This window comes from Marinimicrobium sp. C6131 (assembly GCF_026153455.1).
Taxonomy (GTDB): Bacteria; Pseudomonadota; Gammaproteobacteria; order Pseudomonadales; family Cellvibrionaceae; genus Marinimicrobium.
Genome location: NZ_CP110629.1, coordinates 2033940 through 2059724, shown reverse-complemented (window position 1 = coordinate 2059724; position 25785 = coordinate 2033940). Strand labels below are relative to the sequence as shown.

General features: G+C 59.7%; 25 protein-coding genes. 11 read left to right on the top strand and 14 right to left on the bottom strand.

Translation table 11 applies throughout. The features are described from left to right. Nucleotides 1-2: 2 nt before the first annotated feature. Genes holA through leuS form a run of 3 tightly spaced genes read right to left on the bottom strand, consistent with a single transcriptional unit; the run spans nt 3 to nt 4109 of the window. Nucleotides 3-1052 carry a DNA polymerase III subunit delta gene (gene holA / locus OOT55_RS08900; RefSeq protein WP_265368731.1) on the bottom strand — a complete coding sequence of 350 codons (1050 nt, stop codon included), beginning with the start codon at nt 1050-1052 and terminating at the stop codon, nt 3-5. After that, nucleotides 1033-1590 carry an LPS assembly lipoprotein LptE gene (gene lptE / locus OOT55_RS08895; RefSeq protein WP_265368730.1) on the bottom strand — a complete coding sequence of 186 codons (558 nt, stop codon included), beginning with the start codon at nt 1588-1590 and terminating at the stop codon, nt 1033-1035. Before lptE ends, holA begins: the two co-directional genes overlap by 20 nt. Nucleotides 1591-1646: 56 nt before the next feature. After that, nucleotides 1647-4109, bottom strand: coding sequence for a leucine--tRNA ligase (gene leuS / locus OOT55_RS08890; protein WP_265368729.1), 2463 nt, complete (start codon nt 4107-4109; stop codon nt 1647-1649). A gap of 155 nt (nt 4110-4264) precedes the next feature. Between leuS and OOT55_RS08885 the strand changes: the two genes are divergently transcribed. The 7 genes from OOT55_RS08885 to OOT55_RS08855 all read left to right on the top strand — a co-directional run bounded on the left by OOT55_RS08885 (nt 4265) and on the right by OOT55_RS08855 (nt 10050). Continuing rightward, nucleotides 4265-5179: an alpha/beta hydrolase gene (locus OOT55_RS08885; protein ID WP_265368728.1), complete on the top strand. Its 915-nt coding sequence runs from the start codon at nt 4265-4267 to the stop codon at nt 5177-5179. A gap of 27 nt (nt 5180-5206) precedes the next feature. Continuing rightward, nucleotides 5207-5980 carry a rhamnogalacturonan acetylesterase gene (locus OOT55_RS08880; protein WP_265368727.1) on the top strand — a complete coding sequence of 258 codons (774 nt, stop codon included), beginning with the start codon at nt 5207-5209 and terminating at the stop codon, nt 5978-5980. A 204-nt stretch (nt 5981-6184) separates the two neighbouring features. Further along, nucleotides 6185-6496: a 50S ribosomal protein L21 gene (gene rplU / locus OOT55_RS08875; protein ID WP_024460890.1), complete on the top strand. Its 312-nt coding sequence runs from the start codon at nt 6185-6187 to the stop codon at nt 6494-6496. A 14-nt stretch (nt 6497-6510) separates the two neighbouring features. Continuing rightward, nucleotides 6511-6768: a 50S ribosomal protein L27 gene (gene rpmA, locus OOT55_RS08870; protein ID WP_024460889.1), complete on the top strand. Its 258-nt coding sequence runs from the start codon at nt 6511-6513 to the stop codon at nt 6766-6768. Nucleotides 6769-7247: 479 nt separating this feature from the next. Beyond that, entirely contained in the window at nt 7248-8441 is a 1194-nt protein-coding gene (gene cgtA / locus OOT55_RS08865) for an Obg family GTPase CgtA (RefSeq protein ID WP_265368726.1), read from the top strand. A gap of 16 nt (nt 8442-8457) precedes the next feature. Then, nucleotides 8458-9585 carry a glutamate 5-kinase gene (gene proB / locus OOT55_RS08860; RefSeq protein ID WP_123637971.1) on the top strand — a complete coding sequence of 376 codons (1128 nt, stop codon included), beginning with the start codon at nt 8458-8460 and terminating at the stop codon, nt 9583-9585. A 3-nt stretch (nt 9586-9588) separates the two neighbouring features. Further along, a complete protein-coding gene (locus tag OOT55_RS08855; RefSeq protein WP_123637970.1) occupies nt 9589-10050 on the top strand; it encodes a DUF4442 domain-containing protein in 462 nt (153 codons plus the stop codon). A 6-nt stretch (nt 10051-10056) separates the two neighbouring features. On the opposite strand, the gene OOT55_RS08850 is transcribed toward OOT55_RS08855, so the two are convergent. The 5 genes from OOT55_RS08850 to OOT55_RS08830 all read right to left on the bottom strand — a co-directional run bounded on the left by OOT55_RS08850 (nt 10057) and on the right by OOT55_RS08830 (nt 16307). After that, nucleotides 10057-11532 carry an AAA family ATPase gene (locus OOT55_RS08850; protein ID WP_265368725.1) on the bottom strand — a complete coding sequence of 492 codons (1476 nt, stop codon included), beginning with the start codon at nt 11530-11532 and terminating at the stop codon, nt 10057-10059. 133 nt (nt 11533-11665) lie between these two features. Next, nucleotides 11666-13060, bottom strand: a complete 1395-nt coding sequence (locus OOT55_RS08845; RefSeq protein ID WP_265368724.1) for a right-handed parallel beta-helix repeat-containing protein — start codon at nt 13058-13060, stop codon at nt 11666-11668. Between the two features lie 152 nt (nt 13061-13212). Continuing rightward, on the bottom strand, nt 13213-14217 hold the full coding sequence (locus tag OOT55_RS08840) for a cytochrome d ubiquinol oxidase subunit II (RefSeq protein ID WP_265368723.1): 1005 nt from the start codon (nt 14215-14217) through the stop codon (nt 13213-13215). Beyond that, nucleotides 14217-15587, bottom strand: a complete 1371-nt coding sequence (locus OOT55_RS08835) for a cytochrome ubiquinol oxidase subunit I (RefSeq protein ID WP_265368722.1) — start codon at nt 15585-15587, stop codon at nt 14217-14219. The genes OOT55_RS08840 and OOT55_RS08835 overlap by 1 nt, the downstream gene beginning before the upstream one ends. Before the next feature lie 174 nt (nt 15588-15761). Next, the gene (locus OOT55_RS08830) at nt 15762-16307 is read right to left on the bottom strand and encodes a GbsR/MarR family transcriptional regulator (RefSeq protein WP_322113837.1); all 546 of its coding nucleotides are present in this window, start codon (nt 16305-16307) and stop codon (nt 15762-15764) included. A gap of 144 nt (nt 16308-16451) precedes the next feature. Between OOT55_RS08830 and OOT55_RS08825 the strand changes: the two genes are divergently transcribed. Genes OOT55_RS08825 through OOT55_RS08815 form a run of 3 tightly spaced genes read left to right on the top strand, consistent with a single transcriptional unit; the run spans nt 16452 to nt 19476 of the window. Further along, nucleotides 16452-17423 (top strand): phosphoribulokinase, encoded by a 972-nt coding sequence (locus tag OOT55_RS08825; protein WP_265368721.1) that lies wholly within the window; start codon nt 16452-16454, stop codon nt 17421-17423. Further along, nucleotides 17420-18238, top strand: coding sequence for an HAD-IIB family hydrolase (locus tag OOT55_RS08820; protein WP_265368720.1), 819 nt, complete (start codon nt 17420-17422; stop codon nt 18236-18238). Before OOT55_RS08825 ends, OOT55_RS08820 begins: the two co-directional genes overlap by 4 nt. Nucleotides 18239-18264: 26 nt before the next feature. Next, a complete protein-coding gene (locus OOT55_RS08815) occupies nt 18265-19476 on the top strand; it encodes a glycosyl transferase (protein WP_265368719.1) in 1212 nt (403 codons plus the stop codon). A gap of 131 nt (nt 19477-19607) precedes the next feature. Here OOT55_RS08815 and OOT55_RS08810 read toward each other — a convergent pair whose 3' ends face one another. The 3 genes from OOT55_RS08810 to OOT55_RS08800 form a co-directional block, all read right to left on the bottom strand. Next, a complete protein-coding gene (locus tag OOT55_RS08810; protein WP_265368718.1) occupies nt 19608-21359 on the bottom strand; it encodes an alpha-amylase family glycosyl hydrolase in 1752 nt (583 codons plus the stop codon). 139 nt (nt 21360-21498) lie between these two features. Continuing rightward, complete coding sequence (locus tag OOT55_RS08805; protein WP_265368717.1) at nt 21499-22848, bottom strand: GntP family permease; 1350 nt, start codon at nt 22846-22848, stop codon at nt 21499-21501. 35 nt (nt 22849-22883) lie between these two features. After that, on the bottom strand, nt 22884-23408 hold the full coding sequence (locus OOT55_RS08800) for a gluconokinase (protein ID WP_265368716.1): 525 nt from the start codon (nt 23406-23408) through the stop codon (nt 22884-22886). A gap of 124 nt (nt 23409-23532) precedes the next feature. On the opposite strand from OOT55_RS08800, the gene OOT55_RS08795 reads away from it, so the two are divergent. Next, nucleotides 23533-24567, top strand: coding sequence for a LacI family DNA-binding transcriptional regulator (locus OOT55_RS08795; RefSeq protein ID WP_265368715.1), 1035 nt, complete (start codon nt 23533-23535; stop codon nt 24565-24567). 7 nt (nt 24568-24574) lie between these two features. Here the strand turns inward: OOT55_RS08795 and maoP are convergent, their stop codons facing one another. The 3 genes from maoP to OOT55_RS08780 all read right to left on the bottom strand — a co-directional run bounded on the left by maoP (nt 24575) and on the right by OOT55_RS08780 (nt 25781). Further along, nucleotides 24575-24868 (bottom strand): DUF413 domain-containing protein, encoded by a 294-nt coding sequence (gene maoP / locus OOT55_RS08790; protein ID WP_265368714.1) that lies wholly within the window; start codon nt 24866-24868, stop codon nt 24575-24577. Between the two features lie 203 nt (nt 24869-25071). Then, nucleotides 25072-25338 carry a 30S ribosomal protein S20 gene (gene rpsT, locus OOT55_RS08785; RefSeq protein WP_265368713.1) on the bottom strand — a complete coding sequence of 89 codons (267 nt, stop codon included), beginning with the start codon at nt 25336-25338 and terminating at the stop codon, nt 25072-25074. Nucleotides 25339-25442: 104 nt separating this feature from the next. Next, nucleotides 25443-25781 carry a Na+/H+ antiporter subunit G gene (locus OOT55_RS08780; protein WP_265368712.1) on the bottom strand — a complete coding sequence of 113 codons (339 nt, stop codon included), beginning with the start codon at nt 25779-25781 and terminating at the stop codon, nt 25443-25445. Nucleotides 25782-25785: the final 4 nt, after the last annotated feature.

Here is a 25785-nt window from a genome sequence, read left to right as displayed (position 1 = left end):
TTTTACAGCTTGAGCGACAGTCGCTCGTTGGCTGGCTGCAGGCTCTGCACCCCGGCGAGGTTCAGCGTCAGGTCCAGCAGCTCGGCCCAGGGGTCAGCCTGACGCATCCCTTTGATGGCCCGGTCTATGCCGTTGGCTTTGCGCAGGAGTTGTTGCAGTTGACCCGGAGCGAGCCGGCGCAGGGCGGATTGTACGAGGGGCTGGCGCTTGTTCCAGATGCCGGCGGCCTGGGCGGCCCGCTCAAACGGTATTCCCTGTGATGCCGCCTGGGAAATCTGGACCAGCGCGCGAATGTCCCGGGCCAGGGCCCAGAGCAGGGCAATGGGTTCGGTGCCCTCGACTTTCAGCCCCTGCAGCGACTTCACTGCCCCCCGGGCGTCGCCGTGAAGGGCCTTGTCTACGAGCCCGAAGACGTCGTAGCGGGCGCTGTCGGCGACCACCGAGGCCATCAGTTCGGTGCTGATTTCCGGGCTGTCGGTCAGGAGTTTGAGCTTTTCGACCTCCTGGGCGGCCGCCAGAAGATTGCCCTCGACGCGGGAGGCAAGCAGGTCGATGGCCGCAGACTCGGCGGTGAGCCCGGCTGCTTTCATCCGCTGGGCGATCCAGCGAGGCAATTGGGCGGGGGTGACCGGCCAGACCTGAACGTGGCTGCCGCTGTCTTCCAGGGCTTTGAGCCACTTGGCCTTCAGTGCGTTGCGATCCAGTTTGCCGGTGACCACCAGGAGGAGATTGTCTTCGGAGGGCGCCTTGGCGTACTCCTGCAGCACTTTACCGCCTTTGTCTCCGGGTTTTCCCGTGGGCAGGCGGACTTCCAGAATTTTCCGGTCGGCAAACAGCGACAGGCTGTTGGCGGCGCTGAGCAGTTGGGTCCAGTCGAAGCTGGCATCGGCGTGATAGAGCTCCCGCTCACCAAACCCCTGGGCGCGGGCGGCGGCGCGAATCTGGTCACAGGCTTCCTGGACCAGCAGGGGCTCATCACCGCTGACCAGATAAATTGGCGCCAGGCCTTTGTTCAGGGTCTGCCCGAGTTGTTCAGGGCGCAATTTCGCCATTGTGTGCCTCATCCGGAGCATCGGGAACCAGTCCCTCTGCCTGTGCCGCGCTGATGGCGGCCTGCAACTGGCGAAGTATCTGCTGAGCCAGCTCGGTGCGCATCTCTCCGGTCAGCAGCACTTCTTCCTGGGCGCTGCTGCCGGCACTGCCGGAACTGGCATTGTAGGAGCGGGTTACGCTGCTGACCAGGCGGGTAGCGATGGGCACACCGCGGTGATCCAGGACGTCAAACTCCGCTCTCAGGGTCAGTTCGTAGGCGCTGGCCAAGGCATCACTGCCGACGGCCGCAACGCGTTTGTCGACCAGTTCCCGGTTGATACGCAAGGTATATCGAGCCTCGGAGGGTGAGTCTGTGAGCACGATGTCATCCGCAGACAACCGGTTGCGCAGCTCAACCATCAGTGAGCCGTAGTCGTCCTGACTGGTCAGATGCAGGGTGTCTGTCAGGCTGGACAGTGCGACAGAACCGCGCAGTTGCCAGCCGCAGGCGCCGGTCAGCAGTATCAGAAGAACAGTCATCGTAAAGCGGACAGACATTGAGGCCCCCTTGGCACTCGTGATCACGCTGGGCGGGAGTTTTCGCCCAGCAGGAATCAGTTGGCGACGATATTGACCAGCTTGTTGGGTACGACAATCACCTTGCGAACCGTCACCCCCTCGAGGAAGCGCTGAACATTGGGCAGAGTTTTGGCCTGCTGCTCAATGTCGTCTTTCGGGGCGTCCACCGGGGCCTGCATTTTGTCGCGCACCTTGCCATTGACCTGGACGACGATTTCAATGCTCGATCGGGTCAGGGCGGATTCATCCAGCGCGGGCCAGCGGGCATCCAGCGGGATATCCCGGTGGCCCAATGCCGACCAGAGTGCCTGGGTGATGTGCGGCACGATAGGGGCCAGCAACAGTACCGAGGCTTCCAGTGCTTCGCGTTCGACCGCGAGACCCTGCGGGCTGGCCCGATCGGCCCGTTTGCCGACTTCGTTCATCAGTTCCATCACGGCGGCGATGGCGGTGTTGAACGTCTGACGACGGCCGTAGTCATCGCTGACCTTGGCGATGGTTTCGTGGGTCTTGCGGCGTAGATCTTTCTGGGCATCCGGTAAGGCGTCGGCATTCAGGTCGCCCGGTTCACCCGCCTGCAGGTGGGCGTGTACGGTTTTCCAGAGACGGCGCAGGAACCGGTGAGCGCCTTCCACGCCGGAGTCGCTCCACTCCATGCTCTGTTCCGGTGGTGCGGCGAACATTGAAAACAGACGCACGGTGTCGGCGCCGTATTGTTCAATCAACTCGCCCGGGTCCACGGTGTTGCCTTTGGACTTGCTCATCTTGGCGCCGTCTTTGAGCACCATGCCCTGGCAGAGCAGGCGGTCGAACGGCTCATCACAACTGACCAGGCCCTCATCGCGCATCAGCTTGTGGAAGAAGCGGGCGTACAGCAGATGCAGAATGGCATGTTCGATACCACCCACATACTGGTCCACGGGCAGCCAGTAGGCAGTGGCTTCCGGGTCAAGCATCCCCTGATCATACTGTGGGCAAGTATAGCGGGCGTAGTACCAGGAAGACTCCATAAAGGTGTCAAAGGTGTCGGTTTCCTTCTCCACCGCCTGGCCGTTGAGCTCGGCCTTACGCCACTCGGGGTCGGCCTTGATCGGCGACTGGACACCATCCATGACCACCTCTTCGGGCAGCAGCACCGGCAGTTTGTCCGCCGGTACCGGGATTTCGCCGCCGTCGGGCAGGTTATACATCGGAATGGGTGCACCCCAGTAACGTTGACGGGAGACCCCCCAGTCGCGCAACCGGTAATTCTCCGTGACTTTGCCCTGACCGGCTGCTTTCAGTGCCTGGGCAATGACCTCGAACGCGGCGTCAAAGTCCAGACCATCGTACTCGCCGGAGTTGATCAGCACGCCTTTCTCGGTAAAGGCCTCCTGGCTGATATCGCAGGGCTCATCGCCTTTCGGGGCGATCACCTGTTTGATCGGCAGGTCGTATTTGTGGGCGAACTCAAAGTCCCTCTGGTCGTGAGCGGGTACCGCCATGACGGCACCGGAGCCATAGTCCATCAGCACATAGTTGGCGATCCAGACCGGGACCGGCTCGCCGGTAATCGGATGCTTGGCCTTGATGCCGGTATCCATACCTTTCTTTTCCATGTTGGCCATATCGGCTTCAGACACCGATTGCTTCTTGCAGGCTTCAATAAAGGCGGCCAGTTCCGGGTTGCCCTCTGCCAGTGCCAGGCTGATCGGGTGCTCGGCGGCGAGGCTGACGTAAGTTACGCCCATCAGAGTGTCGGGGCGCGTGGTGTATACGTCAAAGCTCCGGTGTCCGGCCACCGGTTCAGCGAGTTCAAAACGCATTTCCACGCCGCGGCTCTTGCCAATCCAGTTGCGCTGCATGGTTTTGACCTGCTCGGGCCAGTGAGGCAACTTGTCCAGGTCGGCCAGCAGCTGATCGGCGTAGTCGGTGATTTTGATGAACCACTGGGCCAGCTCCCGGCGTTCCACCTGGGTGCCGCAGCGCCAGCAGCAGCCTTCCTCTACCTGTTCATTGGCCAGCACGGTCTGGTCTTCCGGGCACCAGTTCACCGCCGAGTTCTTTTTGTACACCAGCCCTTTTTCATACAGGCGGGTGAAGAACCACTGTTCCCAGCGGTAGTAGTCCGGTTTGCAGGTGGTCACTTCGCGGGACCAGTCGAACCCGAACCCCAATTGCTTGAGCTGCTGACGCATGGCGTCGGTGTTGGCGTAGGTCCATTTTGCGGGGGCCGTATGGTGCTTGATGGCGGCGTTTTCTGCCGGCAGACCGAATGCGTCCCAACCCATGGGATGCAGCACGTTCTTGCCCTGCATCCGCTGGTAGCGAGCGATCACATCGGAGATGGTGTAGTTGCGCACATGGCCCATGTGCAGCTTGCCGCTGGGATAGGGGAACATGGACAGGCAGTAGAACTTTTCGCGGCTGCGATCTTCCACGACCTTGAAGGTCTGATGCTCGTCCCAGTAACTCTGGGCCTGGGTTTCGACATGCGCGGGATGATATTGCTCTTCCATCGGAGTGCTGGGCCTGTTTCAGTCTGCGAAATGGGAAAAGGCGCAATTATAGAGCCTTGAGGGCGATAAAGCGAAGGGCCGCGGGCTCCGTCTGAATATGGTAAGCTCCTGTCGCCTATAAACAGAACAATTGCCCCAGAACAGAGGGAGTTTCCATGAGAGAGAGTCTTAGATTTTTTGTTGTCCTGAGTGTGCTGCTGTGCCTGCCCCTTGTGGCCCAGGCCCAGAGTGAGCGCCCAGAGTCGCCGTTCCGGATCTGGTCCGAACAGGAACCCGTCGAGCCGGACCGTGAACATATTCGGAATGACCGCGTCGTGGCGGTCGATAACCCCAGTCTCACGCCTTTTTGGCCAAAAGAGCCGAACGGTGCGGCCGTAGTGATTTTTCCTGGAGGTGGCTACAAGTGGTTGGCCTTTGAAAAAGAAGGCGTCAAGGCGGCGCAATGGCTGAATGAGCTGGGGGTAGCCGCCTTTGTGGTCAAATACCGCCTGGAGGATTACGGCCATCCGGCGCCGCTGCTGGACGGCCTGAGGGCGGTACGGTATGTGCGGGTGCATGCCGCCACTTGGGGGTTGGATCCGGAGCGCATTGGCGTACTGGGCTTTTCGGCCGGGGGGCATCTCGCGGGCAGTGTGGCGCTGCGCTCAGGGTTTACCCACGAAAGCCTGGTGGACGATCCCTGGGGGCGGGTCAGCGCACGGCCGGATTTCGCCATGCTGCTCTACCCGGTGGCGACCATGGAGGATCCCTATACCCATAAAGGATCCCGTCAGGCGTTGCTGGGGGAAGATCCGAGTGCGCAGGACCGCGCTGAACACTCCCTGGAAAACCGGGTCAAACCGGGAGCTCCGCCCCTGTTCCTGGTGCACGGCAACGGCGACCAGAGTGTACCGGTGGCCAACAGTCTGCAGCTCTATCAGGCCGCCTTGCCTCACAGCCCGGCCTCGGAACTGCATATTTACCAGACCGATCGTCACGGCTTTGGACTGGAGCCCAATGAAGGTACCGCCTCAAATTGGCCCCGCGCCGCCGAGGACTGGCTGCGCCTGAATGGCGTGTTGGGCGAGTAGACTATAAATACAGAGAGAACCAAGACAATGACATCAACCTCCTTTTTACACAGTCTCACCCCTTTACTGGCTGCTGCGGCCCTCCTGGTTGGCTGCGCCACCCAGCCGCCCGCCGAAGAAGTGACCCGGCCCACCCTGTTCCTGGTCGGCGACTCCACCATGGCGGACCAGCCGAAAGAAAAATACCCGGAAACCGGTTGGGGCCAGGCGCTGCCGGAATACCTGACCGACGACATCAAGGTGGAGAATCACGCGAAGAACGGACGCAGCACCAAGAGTTTTATCGACGAGGGGCGCTGGGAGGCCGTGATGGAACGGCTTCAGGCGGGGGATTTTGTGGTGATGGGCTTCGGTCACAACGACCAGAAAGACTACGATGAAACCCGCTACGCCGCCCCCTGGAGCGACTATCGCGCCAACCTGGAGCGGATGGTCGATGACGTCTTGGCCCGGGGTGCCCGGCCTGTTCTGGTGACGTCCATTTACCGCCGCGCCTTTACCGACAGCGGCCAACCGAGGGCTACCCTGGGTGACTACCCGGAGGTGACCCGCGCCGTCGCCAGTGAGCGGGGCGTGCCGCTGGTGGATTTGAACGTCATGACCCGTCAGTTGCTGCTGGATGCGGGCGTAGCGGGCTCAGCCGACATTTATATGCAGATTCCGGCGGGCGAGTACGCCAATCTGCCCGACGGCAAAGACGACAACACCCACCTGCAGCGCCGGGGCGCCCGGCAGGTCGCGGAACTGTTCGTCCAGGGCGTCCGCCGCCAATCCCTGCCTCTGGCCGACTACATTCGCTGATTTTCGCCCGGCCCGAGGGGGCGGAGTAGATCGGACTAGATGGCATCAGCTAAATTTAGATGGGGCAGAGGCCATAACCCTATTGCTATCGGGCGCCACTTCGCATACAATCGCCGCCCTTGAAAAACCGAACCAACGACGCAAGCTCCGGAAAGCGCCCTGAACGCTGCTTCGTGTCGTCCAAACTGAGTATTTGGAGCAACTATGTACGCAATTTTTGAAAGTGGTGGCAAACAGCACCGCGTCGTGGAAGGGGAAACCCTCAAGCTGGAAAAAATCGAAGTCGCCACCGGTGAAACCGTGGAATTCGACAAGGTTTATCTGGTTGCCAATGGCGACGACGTCAAGGTGGGCGCTCCCGTCGTAGACGGCGCCAAAGTGACCGCCGAAGTGGTCAGCCACGGTCGTGGCGAAAAGGTGCGGATCATCAAGTTCCGTCGCCGTAAGCACTCCATGAAGCGTCAGGGTCACCGTCAGTGGTTCACTGAAGTGAAAATCACTGGAATCAAAGGTTAAGAGGAGTTTAGACAATGGCTCACAAAAAAGCAGGCGGTAGTACGCGCAACGGGCGCGATTCCGAAAGTAAACGCCTTGGCGTTAAAGTATACGGTGGCCAGGCCATCCCCGCCGGCGGCATCATTGTTCGCCAGCGCGGTACTCAGTTTCACCCCGGTGTGAATGTGGGTATTGGTAAGGACCACACCCTGTTCGCCAAGGCCGAAGGCCGGGTGAAGTTTGAAACCAAAGGTGAGAAAAACCGTAAGTTCGTCAGCGTCGAAGTCGCTTAAGACGTCCTTAAATACGGTTGTCGCCCTCGGGCGAACACACCTCGGAAAGCCCTGTCGAACTATCGATGGGGCTTTTTTGTTATAAGTTGTCGGATGGACTTGCGTCGAGTTGGGAGGGGGCCTTGAAGGGGAACACCCTTTCGAGACACGCCGTGAATACATCCCTGTAGGCTCGCATCGCGGGTCCCCCGCTCCACGGTCTCGAAAGGGTGTTCCCCTTCAAGGCCTTTACCTTCGGAGCAAGCTGCTACTCAAGTTGGTTGAAGTCGCTTTTTTAAGGCCAATTTGAGCGAACAAGCTGGAATTTGGCACTTAGGGTCGATGCTGGGTATGGTCTTCCAAGACCGTAGAGCGGGGGACCCGCGATCCGAGCCCCCATGGATGGGTTTACGGCGTGTCTTGGAAGACCATACCCAGCAGCGGCCCGGCCGCAATAGTGGCACCCTTAAAGTTAGATCAACCCTGTCGGGAGTAAGAAAGTGAAATTTGTAGATGAAGCGCCCATTCACGTCGAAGCGGGCAAAGGCGGCAACGGTTGCCTCAGCTTCCGACGGGAAAAATTTATTGCCAAAGGTGGCCCCGATGGGGGCGATGGTGGCGATGGGGGGAGTGTGTACCTGGTGGCTGACGAAGCCCTCAACACCCTTATCGACTATCGCTTCCAGCCCCGCTACCGCGCCCAGAATGGCGAAAAAGGCGGGAGTAAAAACTGCACCGGCAGCAAAGGCGAAGACCTGCTGCTGCCGGTACCCGTCGGCACCACCGTGATCGACAGCGACACCGGTGAGCAGCTCGGAGACCTGACCGAAGTGGGGCAGAAGCTCAAAGTCGCCCAAGGTGGCTTTCACGGGCTGGGTAACACCCGGTTCAAATCCAGCGTCAACCGCGCGCCCCGGCAGACCAGCCATGGTACCGAAGGCGAAATGCGCAACCTCAAACTGGAACTGAAAGTATTGGCCGATGTTGGCCTGCTCGGGTTGCCCAATGCCGGCAAATCCAGCTTCATTCGCGCCATCAGCTCCGCCAAACCGAAAGTGGCCGACTACCCCTTTACCACCCTGGTGCCCAACCTCGGTGTGGTCAAAGTACAGAAACATCGCAGCTTTGTGGTCGCCGACATTCCGGGGTTGATCGAAGGTGCCGCCGATGGCGCCGGCCTGGGTATTCGCTTTCTCAAGCACCTCACCCGCTGCCGGGTGTTGTTGCATATCGTCGACATGGCGCCGCTGGACGACTCTGACCCGGTCGAGCAGGTGCGCACCATTGCCAACGAGCTGGAGAGTTTCAGCCCAACCCTGGCCACGCGGGAGCGCTGGTTGTTGTTGAATAAAATCGACCTGCTGCCGGAGGATGAAGCCGACGCGCGCTGCCAGGCCCTGGTGGACAAGCTCGGTTGGGAAGGGCCGGTGTTCCGTATCTCGGCGCTGCAACGGCAGGGCACAGAGCCCCTGTGCGGCGAGCTGATGACGCATCTGGAAAACATCTGGGAAACCGAATCCGAAAATGAAGAGGCCCGCGAGCGCGAGGCGCAATTCCAGGCAGATATGGCTGCGGAAGTGCGCGAACGTGTCGAGGAGCTTCGTTTGCGTCGCCGTGCGGCACGGAAGGGTGACGACGATGATGACGACTTCGATGATGACGATTATGATGTCGAAGTAGAATACGTACGTTAAACGGAACCCTTTCAACATGGCAGACAGAAGTTCGGTAACCACCACTCAGCGCTGGGTCGTTAAAATTGGCAGTTCCCTGCTGACCAACGATGGCCGAGGGCTCGATGTCCGCGCGATTAACGACTGGGTGGCGCAAATGGCCGAACTGCGTCATGCTGGCGTCGAGATTGTCTTGGTTTCCTCCGGCGCGGTGGCTGCCGGCCTGACCCGGTTGGGCTGGACGCGTCGCCCGACCGCGGTGCATCAGTTGCAGGCCGCTGCGGCGGTCGGCCAGATGGTGCTGGTGCAGACCTACGAAAGCGCCTTCCAGCAATACGGTCTGCACACCGCTCAGGTGCTGCTCGACCACGATGACCTCTCGTCCCGCCAGCGCTACCTGAATGCCCGCTCCACGTTGCGCACGCTGCTCGATCTGGGCGTGTTGCCCGTCGTGAATGAAAACGACACCGTGGTCACCGATGAAATCCGGTTTGGTGATAACGATACCCTGGGTGCGTTGGTGGCCAACCTGATTGAAGCGGATCTGCTGGTCATTCTGACGGACCAGTCCGGCATGTACGACAGCGATCCGCGCTCCAACCCCGACGCGAAGCTGCTGCCGGAACTGTCCGCAGATGATCCGACCCTGGAAGCCATGGCCGGCGGAGGCGGTGCTCTGGGGCGCGGCGGTATGTTGACCAAAGTTAGAGCCGCGCGGGTCGCCGCTCGCTCTGGTGCCGATACCCTGATCCTCGGCGGACGCACCGAGCGGGCGCTGCTGCGTGCCCGGGCGGGCGAACCGCTGGGAACGCTGCTTCACGCCGGTCAGGAACCACAGGCGGCGCGCAAGCGCTGGATCGCTGGTCAGTTGCAGACCCGTGGCACTCTGGTTCTGGATGAGGGGGCGGTCAGGGTGCTGCGGGAGAAAGGCCGCAGCCTGCTGCCGGTGGGCGTCAAATCAATCCGGGGGGCTTTTACCCGGGGCGATATGGTGGTGTGTGTCGGACCCGATGGGACGGAAATTGCCCGGGGTCTGGTCAATTATTCCGCTGATGAGGCGCGCAAGATTCTCGGTCGACCCAGCGGCGATATTCTGGCCTTATTGGGTTACAAGGACGACGACGAACTGATTCACCGGGATAACCTGGTACTCACGGAAGGGTAGGGAATGAACTGGAAATGGGCCCGTCGGCTGGTAAATTTCTGGCCACCGTTGTTTTTTGCCGGCATCAAAGCGACGTCAATCAGTGAAGATTTTCGGCGCATCGAGGTGGTTTTAAAGCGCCGCTTCCACACCCGCAATATGGTGGGTACCCAGTTTGGGGGTAGCCTGTTTGCCATGACCGACCCCTGGTACATGATGATGCTGACCTACAACCTGGGAAGGGATTATTTTGTCTGGGACAAAAGCGCTCACATCGATTTTATCGCCCCGGGACGCACGGCGGTCCGAGCGGTGTTCAATCTTGATGATGCCACCCTGGAGCGCATCCGGGCCCATACCGCCGATGGGAAAAAGTATCTGCCCAATTTTGCGATCGATATTGTCGACGATAATGGCCACCTGGTGGCTCGTGTACATCGCACGCTGTATGTGCGCGCCAAACCGCACAAACGCCCGCTAGGCTGACGTGGCTCATGCGGGGATGGTGCGCTCCGCGGCCCACTCCCGCAACTGCCTAAGCGGCTCTGCCATCACCACCGAGAGTGGGCTGGTGTTGCCTATCTCCCTCAGAATGCACTCGGTACGAATCCCGTCTCGCCCCTCGCTGTAGCGCGCAGCGACAATGGCCTGCTCAATCTCGGCACCGCTAAAACCGTCGCTCGCTTCACTCAACAGTGCCAGGTCAAACTGCTCGGGGTTCAAATCCCGCTTGCGTAGGTGAATGTCAAAAATTGCCCGGCGCACGTCGGCATCGGGTAGATCGACAAAAAAGATCTCGTCGACCCGACCCTTGCGAATCAGCTCCGGTGGCAGCTTGCTGATATCGTTGCTGGTGGCGGTGAAAAAGACCGAGTTTTTGCGCTCCGCCATCCAGGTGAGCAGGGTGCCGAGCATCCGTCGTGAGGTGCCGTCGTCACTGTTGCCCTGTGCCAGGCCCTTTTCGATTTCATCCAGCCAGAGAACGCAGGGCGCCATGGCATCCGCCATCGCCAAAGCTTCGCGCAGGTTGCGCTCGGTTTCACCGTGGTACTTGTTGTACAGAGCGCCAATGTCCAGGCGCAGCAACGGCAGGTTCCAGGTGCCGGCCACGGCCTTTGCGGCCAGGCTTTTGCCGCCACCCTGGACCCCGAGCAACAGGATGCCCCGGGGTTGTTCTATTCCCGGGTCCCGGCTGTGAAAGGCCTTGCCGCGAGCCTCCAGCCAGCGCTTTAGGTTGTGTAATCCCGCCACCTGGGAGAAGTCGGCTGTCTCGTACTCGTAACTCATGACCCCGCCCATATCCAGCAGGGAAAACTTGGCTTTATTGACCGCCGGCAGATCCTCTTCGGTGATGGCGCCGTCCTGCCAGATGGCCACCCGCACCAATCGCCGTACATCGCTGGCGCTCAATCCCTGGAGGTTGGCCATCAGTCGGCGCAGGGTATTGTTGTCGGTTTTGATACGCTTCTGACCGTTCTGCTCGGCGTAGTGACGCGCCTCTTCCCGGATGATCGCCAGAATGCGTTCGTCCGTGGGCAGAGACAGTTGGAAGGAGGCGCTGTAGCGGCTGATTTCCGGCGGCAGCGTCAGCCGGTGACTCAGCAACACGATGGCATGGGGTGTCTGCTCGTGTTTAAGCGCAATGTCCTTGAGAAGACGCACAGTATGGGGTTGATCGTTCAGGTAGGGGTGCAAATCGCACAGCAGATAAATGCCCGGCGTATCCTGTGCCTTGATGTGCTCCAGCACTTCGGCCGGCTCCTGATGCTCACGCCCTTTGGGAACCAATTGGGGGCCGAAACCGAGTGTGGTCAATCCGTCGGTCACCGACCAGCGATACAGCGGTCGCGCCTTATCCCGCGCGACCCGCTGTAGCAGGCTGATGGCCTTGTTTTCTTCATGGGTCTCAATGACCACCAGCGGGACTTTTGAGTCCAGCATCAGCGACAGGTCGTGTGCGTCTTGCATCTTATTGATGTTCCTTAACTGAAAATGACGCTGAAACGATAGGAAGCGGTGTCCTGCTTGTCAATAGTCGAAGAGGGGTTACGGCGGATGCGCTTCGGAGGGCGCAGTTCGCATCCACCGTTCTCAACCGAACCTAATGTTCGTAGTGCCCAATATCCGGCGCTTTACCTTCATAGTCCAAAGCGAGCTTGCCGCCGGCATCCACCAATACGCTATCCGGCCGCGATCGGAGCAGGTCGATATCGGGCAGAGAGCCATCCGTCTCGCGCGGCCCTTTAGCCGCTTCGGTGTCTACGCTGAGCAGGACGTCCACGGTCACGGTTTCGTCCAGTTGCCAACTGTTGTTGCCTCCCTCGGTACCCGAGGCAATGTCGTTGGGTCCTTCCAGACTGACGTTATTCCACAGGTGGTTCCCGGTGCGGGTGTTGAATACGAAGTTGCGGCCATTGTTGTAGGCGGTGTTGTGAGCCAGCAGAATCCGGCCCGCATTACTGTTCTGATCGAAGCCTTTGGCGGCATTGCCGTACCGATTGTCGAACGCCATATTGCGGTACACCACATGATTTCCGGTGTTGCGTTCACTGCGCCCGAGTTTGAAACCGTTACCGCCGCCCTGGAAATCCTCGGGGTTGCCGAACACATCCGGATTGCCGTTACCGAACGACCAATTGTTGTAGAGCGTTACGGTGTTTTCGGCCTCCCAGAAATCAAAACCATCATCCGAATTTTCCCAGGCACGGTTGCCATAAAACAGGTTGTCCTCGCCGATGCGATCACCTTTGGCGGCAAAACCGTCGGCCCGGTTGCCGATCGGGTCCCGGGTATCGTTGAAGTTGCGGTAGCTGTCGCAGTTCATGATCAGGTTGTGCGCGGCCAGGCCGCCCACATGCAGGCCGGTATCCCTGCTGCCGGTAATCACAAGCCGCTCCACCCGGTTGTGGTTGCCCTCCAGGCCAAAACCATTGTGTCCGGCGTTTTTGATGGTCAGGCCGATCACATGCCAGTAGTTGGTGTCCAGGCGAAAGCCGTGATCACCCAGTTCCTGCCCTTCAAAATCAAAGACCGGTTCTTCTCCCGGGTAGTTTATGACAATGATTGGCGCCTCCTCGGTGCCGTGACGGGCGCCGCTGCCATCGCTGGAGGCGCGAATCTGAATACGCTCGGTCTGCCGGTACTCGCCGCCGCGCACCACAATGACATCGCCGGGTTCGGCCAGATTGACCGCATACTGCAGACTGGCAAAGGGGTTTTCTTCGGAGCCGTCAAAGTCATCGCTACTGGCCTCGGCGGCCACAAAGAAGGTATTGTTGCCCTCGGGAATGCGGTCCGCTGGTGTAGGTTGAGGAACGGCCGGAATCAGGGAGGATACGTTGATCTCAAAGTCATCGGCAACGCTACTGACGCTGCCGGATGAGCTGGATGATGACGCGGATGAGCTGCTGTTGCTATTGGCTTGGTCATTGCTGCCGGAACCACCGCAGGCGCACAAGAGGGCGCTGACCGCCAGGATCAGGGTTGATTTCCACATGGGACACTCTCTCACTTATTGCTTATGGTATGGGGCGCTCTATTGACGCCATGTTCTGAGTCTACCGCAAGCGTTGGAGAGAATGAAGACGTTGGTGGGTAACGGCGGATAAGCGAAGCGCATCCGCCGTTAACGCGAGCAATTTTGTAGCCTTAGTAATACGTCAGTTCCCGCGCCTTGCCCCAGAATACGCGGTAGGCGAACAGCGTATAAGCGATGATCGCCGGCAACACAATCACCACACCCACCAGAATGAATTTGAGGGATTCCGGCGCGCTGGCCGCCTCCCAGAACGGGAGCTGTTCCGGTACCACATAGGGAAAGAAACTGTACGCCAGGGCAGAGAAGGCCAGTACAAACAGCGCGATGGCGACGGCAAATGGCAGCCAGCAACCAAAGTCATTTTCGTAGGGAAAGTGGGCGAGAAAGCGATCATTGATCAGAAACAGGACAACGCAAAGCACGGGTATAAGGAGCAGAAATAACGCTATGCCACCCCCCAGCCACTTGTCGAACACCCGTTCGCTGATCATCGGATTGATGACCGACACGGCGACCAGTCCCAGCGCCATCAACCAGGCGCAGCGGCGCGCCCAGCGCGCCGCACGCTGTTGCAGTTCGCCCTCGGTTTTCATCACCAGCCAGGCGGCGCCAATCAGGCAGTAACCGGCCGTCACGCAGACGGCACTGAGGGCGGCGAAGGCGTGGGCCGCCAGGCTCTGTTCAAAGCCCATGACGTAGAGCCCGAGCATGTAACCCTGGGATAAAGTCGCCAGCAGTGAGCCGGCCCAGAAAGCGAAGTCCCAGCGGGTTTTGTGGTCCACCGGTGCCTTGGCCCGAAAGTCAAAGGCGACACCTCGCAGAATCAACCCGGCCAGCATCAGTGTTACGGGCATATACAGTTGAAACAGAATCATATTGTGGGCCGCAGGAAAGGCGATCAGAATGATCCCGACACCCAATACCAGCCAGGTTTCATTGGCGTCCCAGAAGGGGCCAATGGACGCGATCATGGTATCGCGCTGACGCTCCGAATCCCGGGGCAGCAGGATGCCAACCCCGAGGTCATAGCCGTCGAGAATGGCATAGATGAGAAACGCCACACCCATCAGTGCCATGAAAATCAAGGGTAGCCAGAAGGCTTCTCCGGTAGGCATCACAGGGCACCTCCTTCATTGCGGATCATCGGGTTGTATTGATCCTGCAGGGTGTTGACCTCTTCGTCGCGGTCGACCAGTACCGCCTTGCGGGCAATCAGGAACAGGGCGCTTATGTAGGCAATCAGAAGGCCCGCATACAGGGTCAGGTAGATGGCGAGCGACAGTGCCACATTGCCCCCGGAAACCGCCGTTACGGCCTCGCTGGTACTCAACACGCCGGTCACAAGCCAGGGCTGGCGGCCAATCTCGGTGACATACCAACCGGCGAGGGTGGCGACCCAGCCCGAGAAGGTCATGGCCACGAATACCTTGAGCATCCAGGGCGGGACCGACGATCGCCGCCAGAGTTGCCAGGCGCCGAGCCAGGAGACGGCGAGCATCAGAAAGCCCAGGCCCACCATGATACGAAAGCCCCAGAATACGGGCGCGACGGGCGGGTGTTCATCGGTGAATTCGTTCAACCCCTGCACCTTACCCTGCCAGTCGTGGGTGAGAATGAAGCTGGCTCCGCCGGGAATCTCCAGAGCAAAGTGATTGCGCTTCTGGTCTTCATCGGGGAGTCCAAAGAGTACCAGAGGCGCCCCTTCCGTGGTTTCCCACAGACCTTCCATGGCCGCCACTTTGGCGGGCTGATGTTTCAGGGTGTTCAATCCGTGCAGATCGCCCAGCAGGATCTGCAGCGGGATCAGGAGCGCGGCGGCATACACGCCGGTTTTCAGGGCCAGGCGCGGAGCCGGTTTGTGATCGCCCTTGAGTAGCCGGTAAGCCGAGAGGCCCGCCACCAAAAAGGCCGCAGTCAGCCCGGATGCGACCAGCATGTGCGCCAGTCGGTAGGGCATGGACGGGTTGAAGATGATGGCCCACCAGTCCACCGGAAAGGCCACCCCATCGCGCATTTCAAAACCGGTGGGCGTGTGCATCCAGGAGTTGAGGGACAGAATCCAGAAGGCGGACAGGCTGGTACCGACGGCGACCAGAAAAGTGGCGATGGTGTGTACCCGGTTGGAGACCCGGTTGATGCCGAACAGCATGATGCCCAGGAAGGTGGCTTCCATGAAAAAGGCGGTCAGCACTTCATAGCCGAGCAGTGGTCCGGCGATATTGCCCACGGTTTCCATGAAACCCGGCCAGTTGGTGCCGAACTGAAAGGACATGGTGATACCGCTGACCACGCCGAGGGCAAAGCTCAGCGCAAACACCTTCACCCAGAAGCGGTAGGCGCGCATCCACACTTCGTCACCGGTGCGGTTGTGCTGAACCCGGAAATAGAACAGAAACCACGCCAGAGCGATGGTGATGGTGGGGAACAGAATGTGGAAACTGATATTCGCGGCGAACTGGATGCGCGATAACAACAGGGTTTCCATTGTTGGTACCTCGTTAGTTCAGGTGACGGCGGATGCGCCTTTGGCTCCGATGCGTCGGACCGATCCGCCCTACGGCCGAGCGCAGCGGTATAAATCCGCGTCGGGCGGATCGGTCCGACGCATCGGAGCGCAGCGCATCCGCCGTCACGAAACGATACGTCGATGCAAGCGCCTCTACTTCAAAAACCGATCCTTCATATCCAACACTTTGCCGAGACTCCCGCCGAGCTTTAACAGGCTCTTCAGGTTGCTCTGGTTGAGCCGCTGAATTTCCGTGGTCCACTGGGTCAGCATCTCGATCAGTTCGTGCATCTCCCGCATGCGCGCCTGAGCGTACTCCTCCTGGCGGTTGGCCGGCTGCTCCAGCAGCAGGCCCCGCAGGGTCGACAGGGTCGGGTCAATTTCCCGTTTGCGCCGTTGCTCAATCAGTGTTTTGGCAATCTCCCAGACATCATCCGGGGCAGAGAAAAACTCTTTCCGCTCGCCGGGAATGTGCTGCAGGCGCACCAGCTCCCAGGACTGTAATTCCTTCAGACCCATGCTTACATTGGAGCGTGAAAACCCGAGTGCCTGGGCAATCTGTTCCGCGCACAGCGGTTCTTCACTCAACACCAGCAACGCGTACATCTGCCCCACGGTGCGGTTAATGCCCCAGCGGCTGCCCATCTCGCCAAAATGTAGCACGCAGGATTGAATCATGGGGGTAAGTTGGTCTGACACGAACGGGGTACTCCACAAGTTTCAGTAATTACTGAAATTACAGTAACAGGTGGTAGTCGTCAAGTGTCCGGTGGCCCAAATCCTGCACTGCTATGCTTATAAGGTCCCAGGTGTGGGGCTCGAGTTAACCAGAAGGATTGCGTCATGATTGAATTGGAGGAAACCACAGCACTTTGGCCGGCGGCTCTGCTGGAGCGGTGGGGCGTCAGGGGGCGAGAAGCCCCGGCCGACATCCCATTGCTTTCCCGGCATCTCCGTGTTACCGAAGCCCTGGCGGGCTATCTCGCTCGCCTGTATAGCCCCCTGGCGGAGCGTCTGGCGCGCTGCCTGCCCACGCTCTCTGACCCCCTGGTGTTAGGCATAAACGGCGCCCAGGGTACGGGCAAGTCCACCGCGGCGGAGGTGATAGCGCACCTCCTGGAGCTGCGAGGCTTCCGGGTCTGCCGGCTGTCCATTGATGACCTGTACCTGACACGGGCGGAGCGCCAGCGCCTGGCAACGCAGGTGCACCCACTGTTGGCGACCCGAGGGGTACCCGGAACTCATGACATTGCCATGGGAGAGGCCTTGCTGCGGGCGCTGATACAGGCCGACGCTGATACCCGGGTGATGCTGCCCCGTTTCGACAAGGCGCAGGATGATCGCCGCGCTGAAGGTGATTTCTGGCAGGGACGTCCTCATCTGATCATTTTTGAAGGCTGGTGCGTCGGTGCCCGACCTCAGGACGAAGTGGCCCTGGAGCCCGCGCTCAATGCGCTGGAGCGGGAGGAAGACCCCGACGGGCGCTGGCGCCGCTATGTCAATGAACAGCTGCGGGGCTATCAACGCCTGTTTGCCCGCCTCGATCATCTGATTCTCCTGCGGGCGCCGTCCTTCGAGCAAGTGTTCCAGTGGCGCTCCGAGCAGGAGGCGGCCCTGAAAGAGCAGCTTGACGAGGAGGGGCGCACGGGGGCTCACCTGATGAGCCCGCGGATGCTACAGCGCTTTATCGACCACTATGAGCGGCTGACCCGCTGGATTTTACGTGAAATGCCGGCGCGGGCCGATCTGGTGTTGGCGCTGGATACCAACCACCGCGTTGAGCGGATCACCGTTTCCGGAGCGACTACGTTATGAACACACCCATGGTGGTATTCACCGATCTTGATGGAACCTTGCTCAATCACGATGACTACGATTGGTCGGCGGCGAAGCCGGCCCTGGCCGCGCTGAAAAAGCGACGGATCCCCCTGATCCTGGTGTCCAGCAAAACCGATGTGGAAATGCTCGAGCTGCGCCGTGCGCTGGGCAACACCGATCCTCTGGTCTGCGAGAACGGCAGCCTGTTGCTGATTCCGGAGGACTTGCTGGAGGCTCTGGGGGTTTCCGCCGATCCGAGGTCGATCAGCGGCGGTTACCATTACGAATACCGGGGCTTGCCCCGCGAGCAGATTCTGACGCTGCTCAACGACGTGAAAACCGACTACCGGTTTACCGGTTTTGCCTGGATGACGGATGACGACATCGCCCAGCACACGGGCCTGACGTTGGAGGCGGCTCACCTGGCCAGCCTGCGCAAAGCCTCGGAGCCTATTGTGTGGCGCGATACACCAGAGGCTCTGGAAGCGTTTACGGAGCGACTGACCCGCCACAAACTGCGCGTGGTCAAGGGCGGGCGTTTCTATCACGTCATGGGGCAGTGCGATAAAGGCGATGCGGTACGGTACTTGCAAAAGTGCTATGAGCACCACTTCGGCGCAGTGCCGTTCAGTATTGCCCTGGGGGACAGCCCCAACGATCTGGACATGCTTAACGCTGTGGATGCACCGGCCATCATTCCGCACAGTGATGGTTCACGCCTGAAGGACCCTGCACTAAAACGGGCCTTTGTTGCACCCGAAGAGGGCGCGGCGGGCTGGAATACCGCCGTTCTTACCCTGATCGACCGATAGGCGATCGCATTGATGAGGATGAACCCATGAGTGATTTTTTCCAGAACGGGCGCATTGCCACTCTGCACAATCTGGGGGATCGCCCTCTGGAGGCGATGGAAGCGGAACTGAATGAGTGGGCGGAGAAAAAGCCCATGTGTCTGGTGTTACCTTGCCTTTATTCCGAGTTGCAGGGGCCGGCGTTGGAAAACATCATTCAGGAGTTGAGTCAGGTTACTTATCTGGATGAGATCATCATCGGGCTTGATCGTGCCACCGAAGAAGAGTTCGAGCACGCCAAGACGTTTTTCTCCCGTCTGCCTCAGCGCCACCACATCCTCTGGAACGACGGGCCGCGTCTGAAGGCCATTGACAAAGTGCTGGACGAATATGGCTTGGCGCCCAACGAGTTGGGGAAGGGGCGCAATGTCTGGTATTGCCTGGGCTATGCGCTGGCTCAGGGGCGGGCTAAAGCCGTCGCGCTGCACGATTGCGATATTCTTACCTACAAGCGGGATATCGTTGCCAAGCTGTTTTATCCGGTGGTCCATCCCACGTTCAACTACGCGTTCTGCAAGGGCTATTACTATCGAGCGGCCAACGGCAAACTCAACGGTCGCGTCAGTCGTCTGTTGGTATCGCCGCTGGTGCGGGCACTGGAAAAAGTGTTCGGGCATGACGATTACCTGGACTTTATCGACAGCTTTCGCTATCCCCTGGCGGGGGAATTTTCCATGATCATGGATGTGGTGAGTTCCATCCGGATTCCCAGCGATTGGGGGCTGGAAATTGGTGTGCTCTCGGAAGTGAACCGTCGCTACTCCGATGAGCGCGTCTGCCAGGTGGATATTGCCGATGCCTACGATCACAAACATCAGGATCTGTCCAAAGACAACCCGGAGGGCGGGCTGTCGAAAATGAGCACGGACATTTCCAAGTCGCTATTTCGAAAGCTGGCGATCAAAGGTACCGTCTTCACCCCGGAAGCCTTTCGCACCATCAAAGCGAGTTACTATCGCCTCGCGCTCGACCTGATTGATCGGTATCACAACGATGCGGTCATTAATGGCATGACCCTGGACCGCAATCAGGAGGAGAATACTGTGGAGCTGTTTACCAAGTGCATCATGCGGGCGGGGGAGCAGTTTCTGAATGACCCCACCGAGCGGCCGTTTATGGCCAATTGGTCGCGCGTGTTAAGCGCCGTGCCGGATGTGTACGATCAATTGTTGGAGGCGGTGGCGCAGGATCGGGGGTAACAGGATTTCGCTGGGCTTGTGTAATGGTGGATGACGCGCTGCGCGCTTCTCCACCCTACGCATACCACGGCAGTCCGCGTAGGGCGGATAAGCCGAAGGCGCATCCGCCGTCACCCACCACAAACGATACTTCAAATTTTCTTCTCATAATTCGTCAACCAGACACACTGATAAGGCGCCAGGGTCAAAGTCCCGTAAAGATCCGTCACCGCCTCCCCACTGATCAAATCCCGCCAATGCTCGGTACTGATCAGATTGATATTGGTCAGGCTGATTTCCTGCGGCCGATCACTCAGATTATTCAGGCAGAAAATACTCTGCGTCCGGCGCAGGCTCTGCCGCCAGAAGCCAAATACCTCCGGCTGCAAATGCAGGGTGAACTGGGTCGCGTTCGGATGAAACGCCGGCTGCGCACAGCGAATCCGGATCAGTCGCTGCAGCGCGTTGAAGATTCGGTGTTGAGGCGTTTCCGGGTCGGCGAGCAGCGCTTCGAGCTCGCCCTTGTGCCAGTTGGTCCGGTTGATGGAGCGGTTGTGCTGGGTGGCTTCCAGTTTGTCCAGATCATTGGGCGTCGCAAACAGGGTGTGAATATAGAACGCCGGTATACCCTCCAGGGCCAACATGATGATCTGCGAACACAGCAGGCGCGCCTCCTGCCAGCGATCGGTGCCCTGGTAGGTGCCCTTGAAGGCGTCGAACAGGCTGATATTCGCTTCGTAGGGCTTGCTCTCGCCATCGAGTCCGGTGCGGCTGGAAATGCGACCGCCAAAGGACTGCAGCGTCTTCAGGAAGGTCTCCAGCTCTTCGTCGGACAACAAGCCTTCCGCCGGACGCAAACCGATGCCGTCGTGGGAGGCGGTAAAATTCAGATAGGCACAGCCCACCGGCGAGGGCGGCATGCTCATCAACCAGCCTTTCAGGTACTGGCCGTTGCCGGACAGCAGCGCGTGAATCACCAGCGGTGGCAAGCTGAAGTTGTAGATCATGTGCGCTTCGTTGCTGTTGCCGAAGTAGGTCAGGTTTTCCCGGTTGGGCACGTTGGTCTCGCTGATCAGAATGGCGTGGGCATTTTTGTATTCCATCAACAGTCGCAACAGCTTGATGACTTCGTGGGTCTGGGGCAAATGAATACAGGGGGTTCCGATCTCCTTCCACAGAAAGGCCACGGCATCCAGGCGCAGCCACTGAACGCCCTTGTCGAGATAAAGCCCGATGATCTTCAGGTATTCGAGCAGCACCCTGGGGTTGCGAAAATCCACATCTATCTGATCGTGACTGAACGTACACCAGACGTGCTTCACGCCTTCGTTGGTTTCCACCGCGCGCAGCAGCGGGCTGGTGCGCGGCCGCACGACCATGGACAGGTCGTAGTGGGGGCTGGCTTCAACAAAGTAATCCCGGCCCGGGTCTTTGCCATATTGGTAGTTGCGGAACCAGCCGCTCTGACTGGACACGTGGTTGATTACCAGGTCGCCCATGAGTTTGAAGTCCTGCCCCAGGGTTTCGATATCGTCCCAGTCGCCCAGCTCGGCGTCGACCTGGGTGTAGTCGATGACGGCAAAGCCGCCGTCGGAGCTGTGGGGAAAAAAGGGAAGCACGTGCACGGCGCTGAAGGTGTCCTGCAGGTGTTTGTGCAGGAACTGCTCGAGTGTATCCAGGGGTTTTTCGTTGGGCGTGCGGATGGAGTTGCCGTAGGTGATCAACAGGGCGTCCTGTTCGGACCAGAGTTGCTCGGGCGGTACGATGGCGCGATTGATCCGTGGCCCGATGGCGTCGAGGCACTGTTGGGTCAGTGCGTCGGTGTCGGCATTGGGGTAGAGGTAGTTGAGCAGAGCCCCCAGTTTGTTTTTCAGTTCGGGCAGGGACAGGAAATCGGTGGTCATAGACAGGGCTCTCTCTTCGGTATGGGGCCAGATTGCCTTTTAAGAGCTGCAATATCTATACCGGCGAACGGTGTGCATTGATCCGGCTCCGGGTCTCCAACCGGCCTACCCTCCACCCTCCCCAAAACTCTATGCGAAGCTACAAAACCGTGCTCAAAATCAACACAACGATCAGGCCAACCACCCCGAGGATGGTTTCCAGAACCGTCCAGGAAGCCAGGGTCTGGCGCTCGGTCAGCCCCATAAACTGCTTCACCAGCCAGAACCCCGAATCATTGACGTGGGACAGCACCGTGGCGCCGCAGGCAATGGCAATGACGATGCAGGCCGTTACACCGTCGGAGTAACCACCGGCGCTGACCAGAGGCGCCACCAACCCGGCACTGGTGACCATGGACACGGTGGCGGAGCCCTGGGAGACGCGGATGACGGTGGCGACCAGGAAGGCGAACAGGACGACCGGGAGGTTCGAGGCGGTCATGGCTTCCACCAGCGCATCGCCCACGCCCGCGGCGATGAGCACCTTGCCGAACACGCCGCCGGCGCCGGTCAGCAGGATGATCATGCCCACCGGTTCCATGGAGCGGGTCGCCACTCGTTGGATTTCGTCCCGGCTGAAACCCAGGCGGGTGCCCAGGAAGTAGAAGGAGAGCAGGGCGGCGACCAGCAGGGCGGTGAAGGGGTGGCCGACAAACGCCATTACCTGGGCCGCATCGTGGCTTTCACCGAGCCACGTCTTGGTGGCGGTGTTGAGCAGGATCATCGCCAGGGGCACCAGAATAATACTGATTACCAAGGCGAAGCCCGGCTGCGGGCGGTCGCTCTGGTGATGACTGTCCATCTGGACCTGAGCGGTGTCCGGCAGTTCGGCGTGAATGCGGTTGCCGATAAAGCGCCCGAAGACGATGCCGCCGAGAATCGCGGCGGGAACGCCCGCCAGCAGGCCCACCAGAATCACCCAGCCGAGGTCAGCACCCAGCAGCGAGGCGACCGCCACCGGGCCGGGGGTCGGGGGGATGAACGAGTGAGCCACCGCAATGCCCGCCACCAGCGGCATGCCGTAGAACAGCAGGGATTTGCCCGTGCGCTTGGCCAGGCTGTAGACCAGTGGAATAAAGAGGATCAGCGCCACCTCGAAAAAGACCGGAATGGCGACAATCAGGCCGAGGGCCATCAGGGCCCAGGGGGCTTTGTCTTCGCCGGCTTTGCGGGTGAGGGTGTTGGCAATCTGCTGGGCGCCGCCGGAGACCTGCAGGATTTCCCCGATCATGGTGCCCAGCCCGATCACGATGGCGATATAGCCCAGGGTGCCGCCCATGCCCTGCTGGATGACGTCGGCCACCTCGGGCAGGGGCACGCCGCCGGCGATGGCAACCCCCATGCTGACCAGTAGCAGGGCGACAAAGGCCTGCAGACGCAAGGCCATGATCAGAAACAGTAAAACACCGATGCTGACAACGGTGACCGAAAGCAAGTAAGTGGCTGACATGTTGTTATTATCTCCTGTCGTTTGTGGGCGCCGTTTTAGTCAGAGCGGGCCTTGAGGGATTCTATGTAATCAATGGCCTGTTCCATTACGCCGGGTACCGGTGGGTGAATGTTCAGTGGGGTGACGTCGGGTTCTTTCTGGAGGTCCGGGCGTTCCAGCGCTTCGAACTGACTGTCCAGTAGCTCCGGGGGCATGAAATGCCCCTGACGGGCGCTGATCCGGTCGGCGATGGTGGCCGCGTCGCCGTCCAGGAACAGGAAGTGGGTATCGAGGCCGCAGTGGCGGAAGGGCTCACGATGACTGCGTTTCAGTCCGGAGAACGCCAGTACGAAGGTCGTATCGGTGTCGGCACGCTCACGAAAATACTCGCACATGCGCGCGATCCAGGGGGCACGCATCTCATCGGTCAGGGGTTTGCCTGCCGCCATGTGCGCTTTGGCCGTCTCACTGTGGAAGTCGTCCGCATCCAGGTAAGTAAAACCGAAGTGTTCCGACAGTGCTGAGGCCATCGTCGACTTGCCTGCCCCGGAGACGCCCATCATGATCAGCAGAGTTGCCAAGGTATGTCACCCTCTTCCCAAAAAGTACGGATTATAACGCGGTAGGAGGTTAGCGCACTTATTATGTTAGCGCAAACATTTAGGCTGTGATAATCTTCCGGTTTTTGGAAGAGGGAGTTGGACAGTGAGCACCCGGGCGAGAAAAAAGCACTCCCAGACCGTCACCCTGGCGGATGTGGCGCAATACGCCGGAGTCAGTGGTATCACTGTATCGAGGGTCATTAACCATCCTAATAAAGTGTCGCAGACAACGCGGCAGGCCGTGCAGGAGGCAATCGATATGCTGGGTTATATTCCCAATCAATCCGCCAGTTCACTGGCGTCTACGCGCTCGCGCGTCATCGGCGTGGCAATTCCGTCACTGTCGAATATTGTGTTCACCGATGTATTGCGCGGTATCTACGATGTGGCGGGCACCTCCGGCTACAAGGTGCTGATGGTGGATACCCACTACTCGGCACTGGAGGAGGAGCGCATGGTGCGCACCCTGCTCAGTCAATCGCCTGAGGCCATGATTCTCACCGGCGGTGAGCAGACCCAGGCCTGTGAGCGCCTGCTGCTGAAGGCCAGGATTCCCGTGGTCCAGATCATGGATCTACTGGATGAGCCGATGGATATGAACGTCGGGGTATCGCACTTCCAGGCCGGAGCCGCTGTGGCGGAGCAACTGCTGTCGGCGGGCTACGGTCAGTTGGGTTTTATCGGCGCCCGTATGGATAAACGGGTTCGGGAGCGTCTGGCGGGCTTCAAGTCCGTATTGGAGGGGCGTGGGCGCTTCTGGCGGAACTTCATCCAGGTGACCGACCGTCCCTCCTCCATAGAACTCGGCGGGGAGCTGTTTCGTGCGCTCATGGGGCAGGCCGGCGAAGTGGTGGATGCGGTATTCTGTTGCAACGACGACCTGGCCCTGGGGGCGCTGTTTGAAAGTCAGCGGATGGGGCTGGATGTACCGGGCGATATCGGGTTGTGCGGGTTTAACGACTTTGAGGTATCCGCGTTTACCAACCCATCACTCAGTAGTGTGGCCGTGCCCCGGTATCAGATGGGCGTAACGGCCGCGGAAATGATTGTCGCCGCGTTGAATGGGGGGGACGTAGGGCAACGGAAGCGCGACCTCGGTTTTGAAATCGCGCTTCGTCAGTCGACAGATCACCTCTAGGAGAGCCTCAGGCGCTTTTGCGCAGGCCTGTCGATGCCTTCCGGGTCATTGCCAGGTACTTCAGCCAGGCCTGCTCGACCGGGTTCTTCGGGGCGGCCTGCTTGGCAATAACCTTGAGCAGGTGGCGGTCCTCGTCGGTGGGGTTGGCCACCTCCCCTCGGCACAGGGCGTGAATCAGTGCGCCGTGCTTGCGGATCAGGCGGGCCTGGATACCGGACAGCTGGCTGGAATGGTCAAAACCGGCGGGAAAGTGCTCGCGGTCCTGGAAGGGCTGCTTGAGGTAGTGCTCGCGCGGCAACATGGTTGCTCTCCTTTACCGTAACGTGGGGTGGATTTGACACCTCAGTCACGTTATACGATGTTTCTGGCAGAAATATGTCAGCGCGGAGTGAGTTTTCCTGAACAGCTCGGGTGTCGGCCCTCCGGGCACAAAAAAACCGGCACAAGGCCGGTTTTTCCTGGCGTTGCGGTCGGGCCGCAGCGCGGGTCACAGTCAGGTCAGGCTCAGGAAGCCATGGCCTTGATGTGGCCGTTCAGGCGGCTCTTATGACGAGCGGCCTTGTTCTTGTGCATCAGGCCCTTGTCGGCCATGCGGTCGATGACCGGAACAGCGGCGGTGTAAGCGGTTTTGGCCGCTGCCTGGTCGCCGGATTCGATGGCCTTGACCACGTTCTTGATGTAGGTGCGCGTCATGGAGCGCAGGCTGGCGTTGTGCTTGCGAGCCTTTTCGTTCTGGCGAGCGCGCTTCTTGGATTGAGGTGTATTTGCCACCGTGGAGCTCCTGTTACGTATTCAGACTGAAATTCGGTCGTCCGGCAGCCATTCGCACAAGCCGGAATCAAGGACGCGACATTATGCCCATTTGGAGCCGGATGTCAACTGTCCCGATGCCAGTGGCGCGTATCCTTGCGGTAGGGCAGGCGTACATGCAGGGCTGCCTTGGCCACAATATGGGCGCTCACGGGGGCGGTAATAAACAAAAACAGCGCGATCAGCAGCTCGTGAAGACTCAGGCTTTCTCCGCGGGTGCTGAAAAACAGCATGGAGGCGACAATCATACTCCCCACGCCCAGCGTGGTGGCCTTGGTCGGACCGTGCAGACGCATGAAAAAGTCCGGCAGGCGTGCCAGGCCGAACGAGCCGATCAGCGCAAAGGAGGCGCCGATCAGCAGCAGGGCGGAAACCAGCCATTCTATCCAGTTAACATCGTTCACAGTG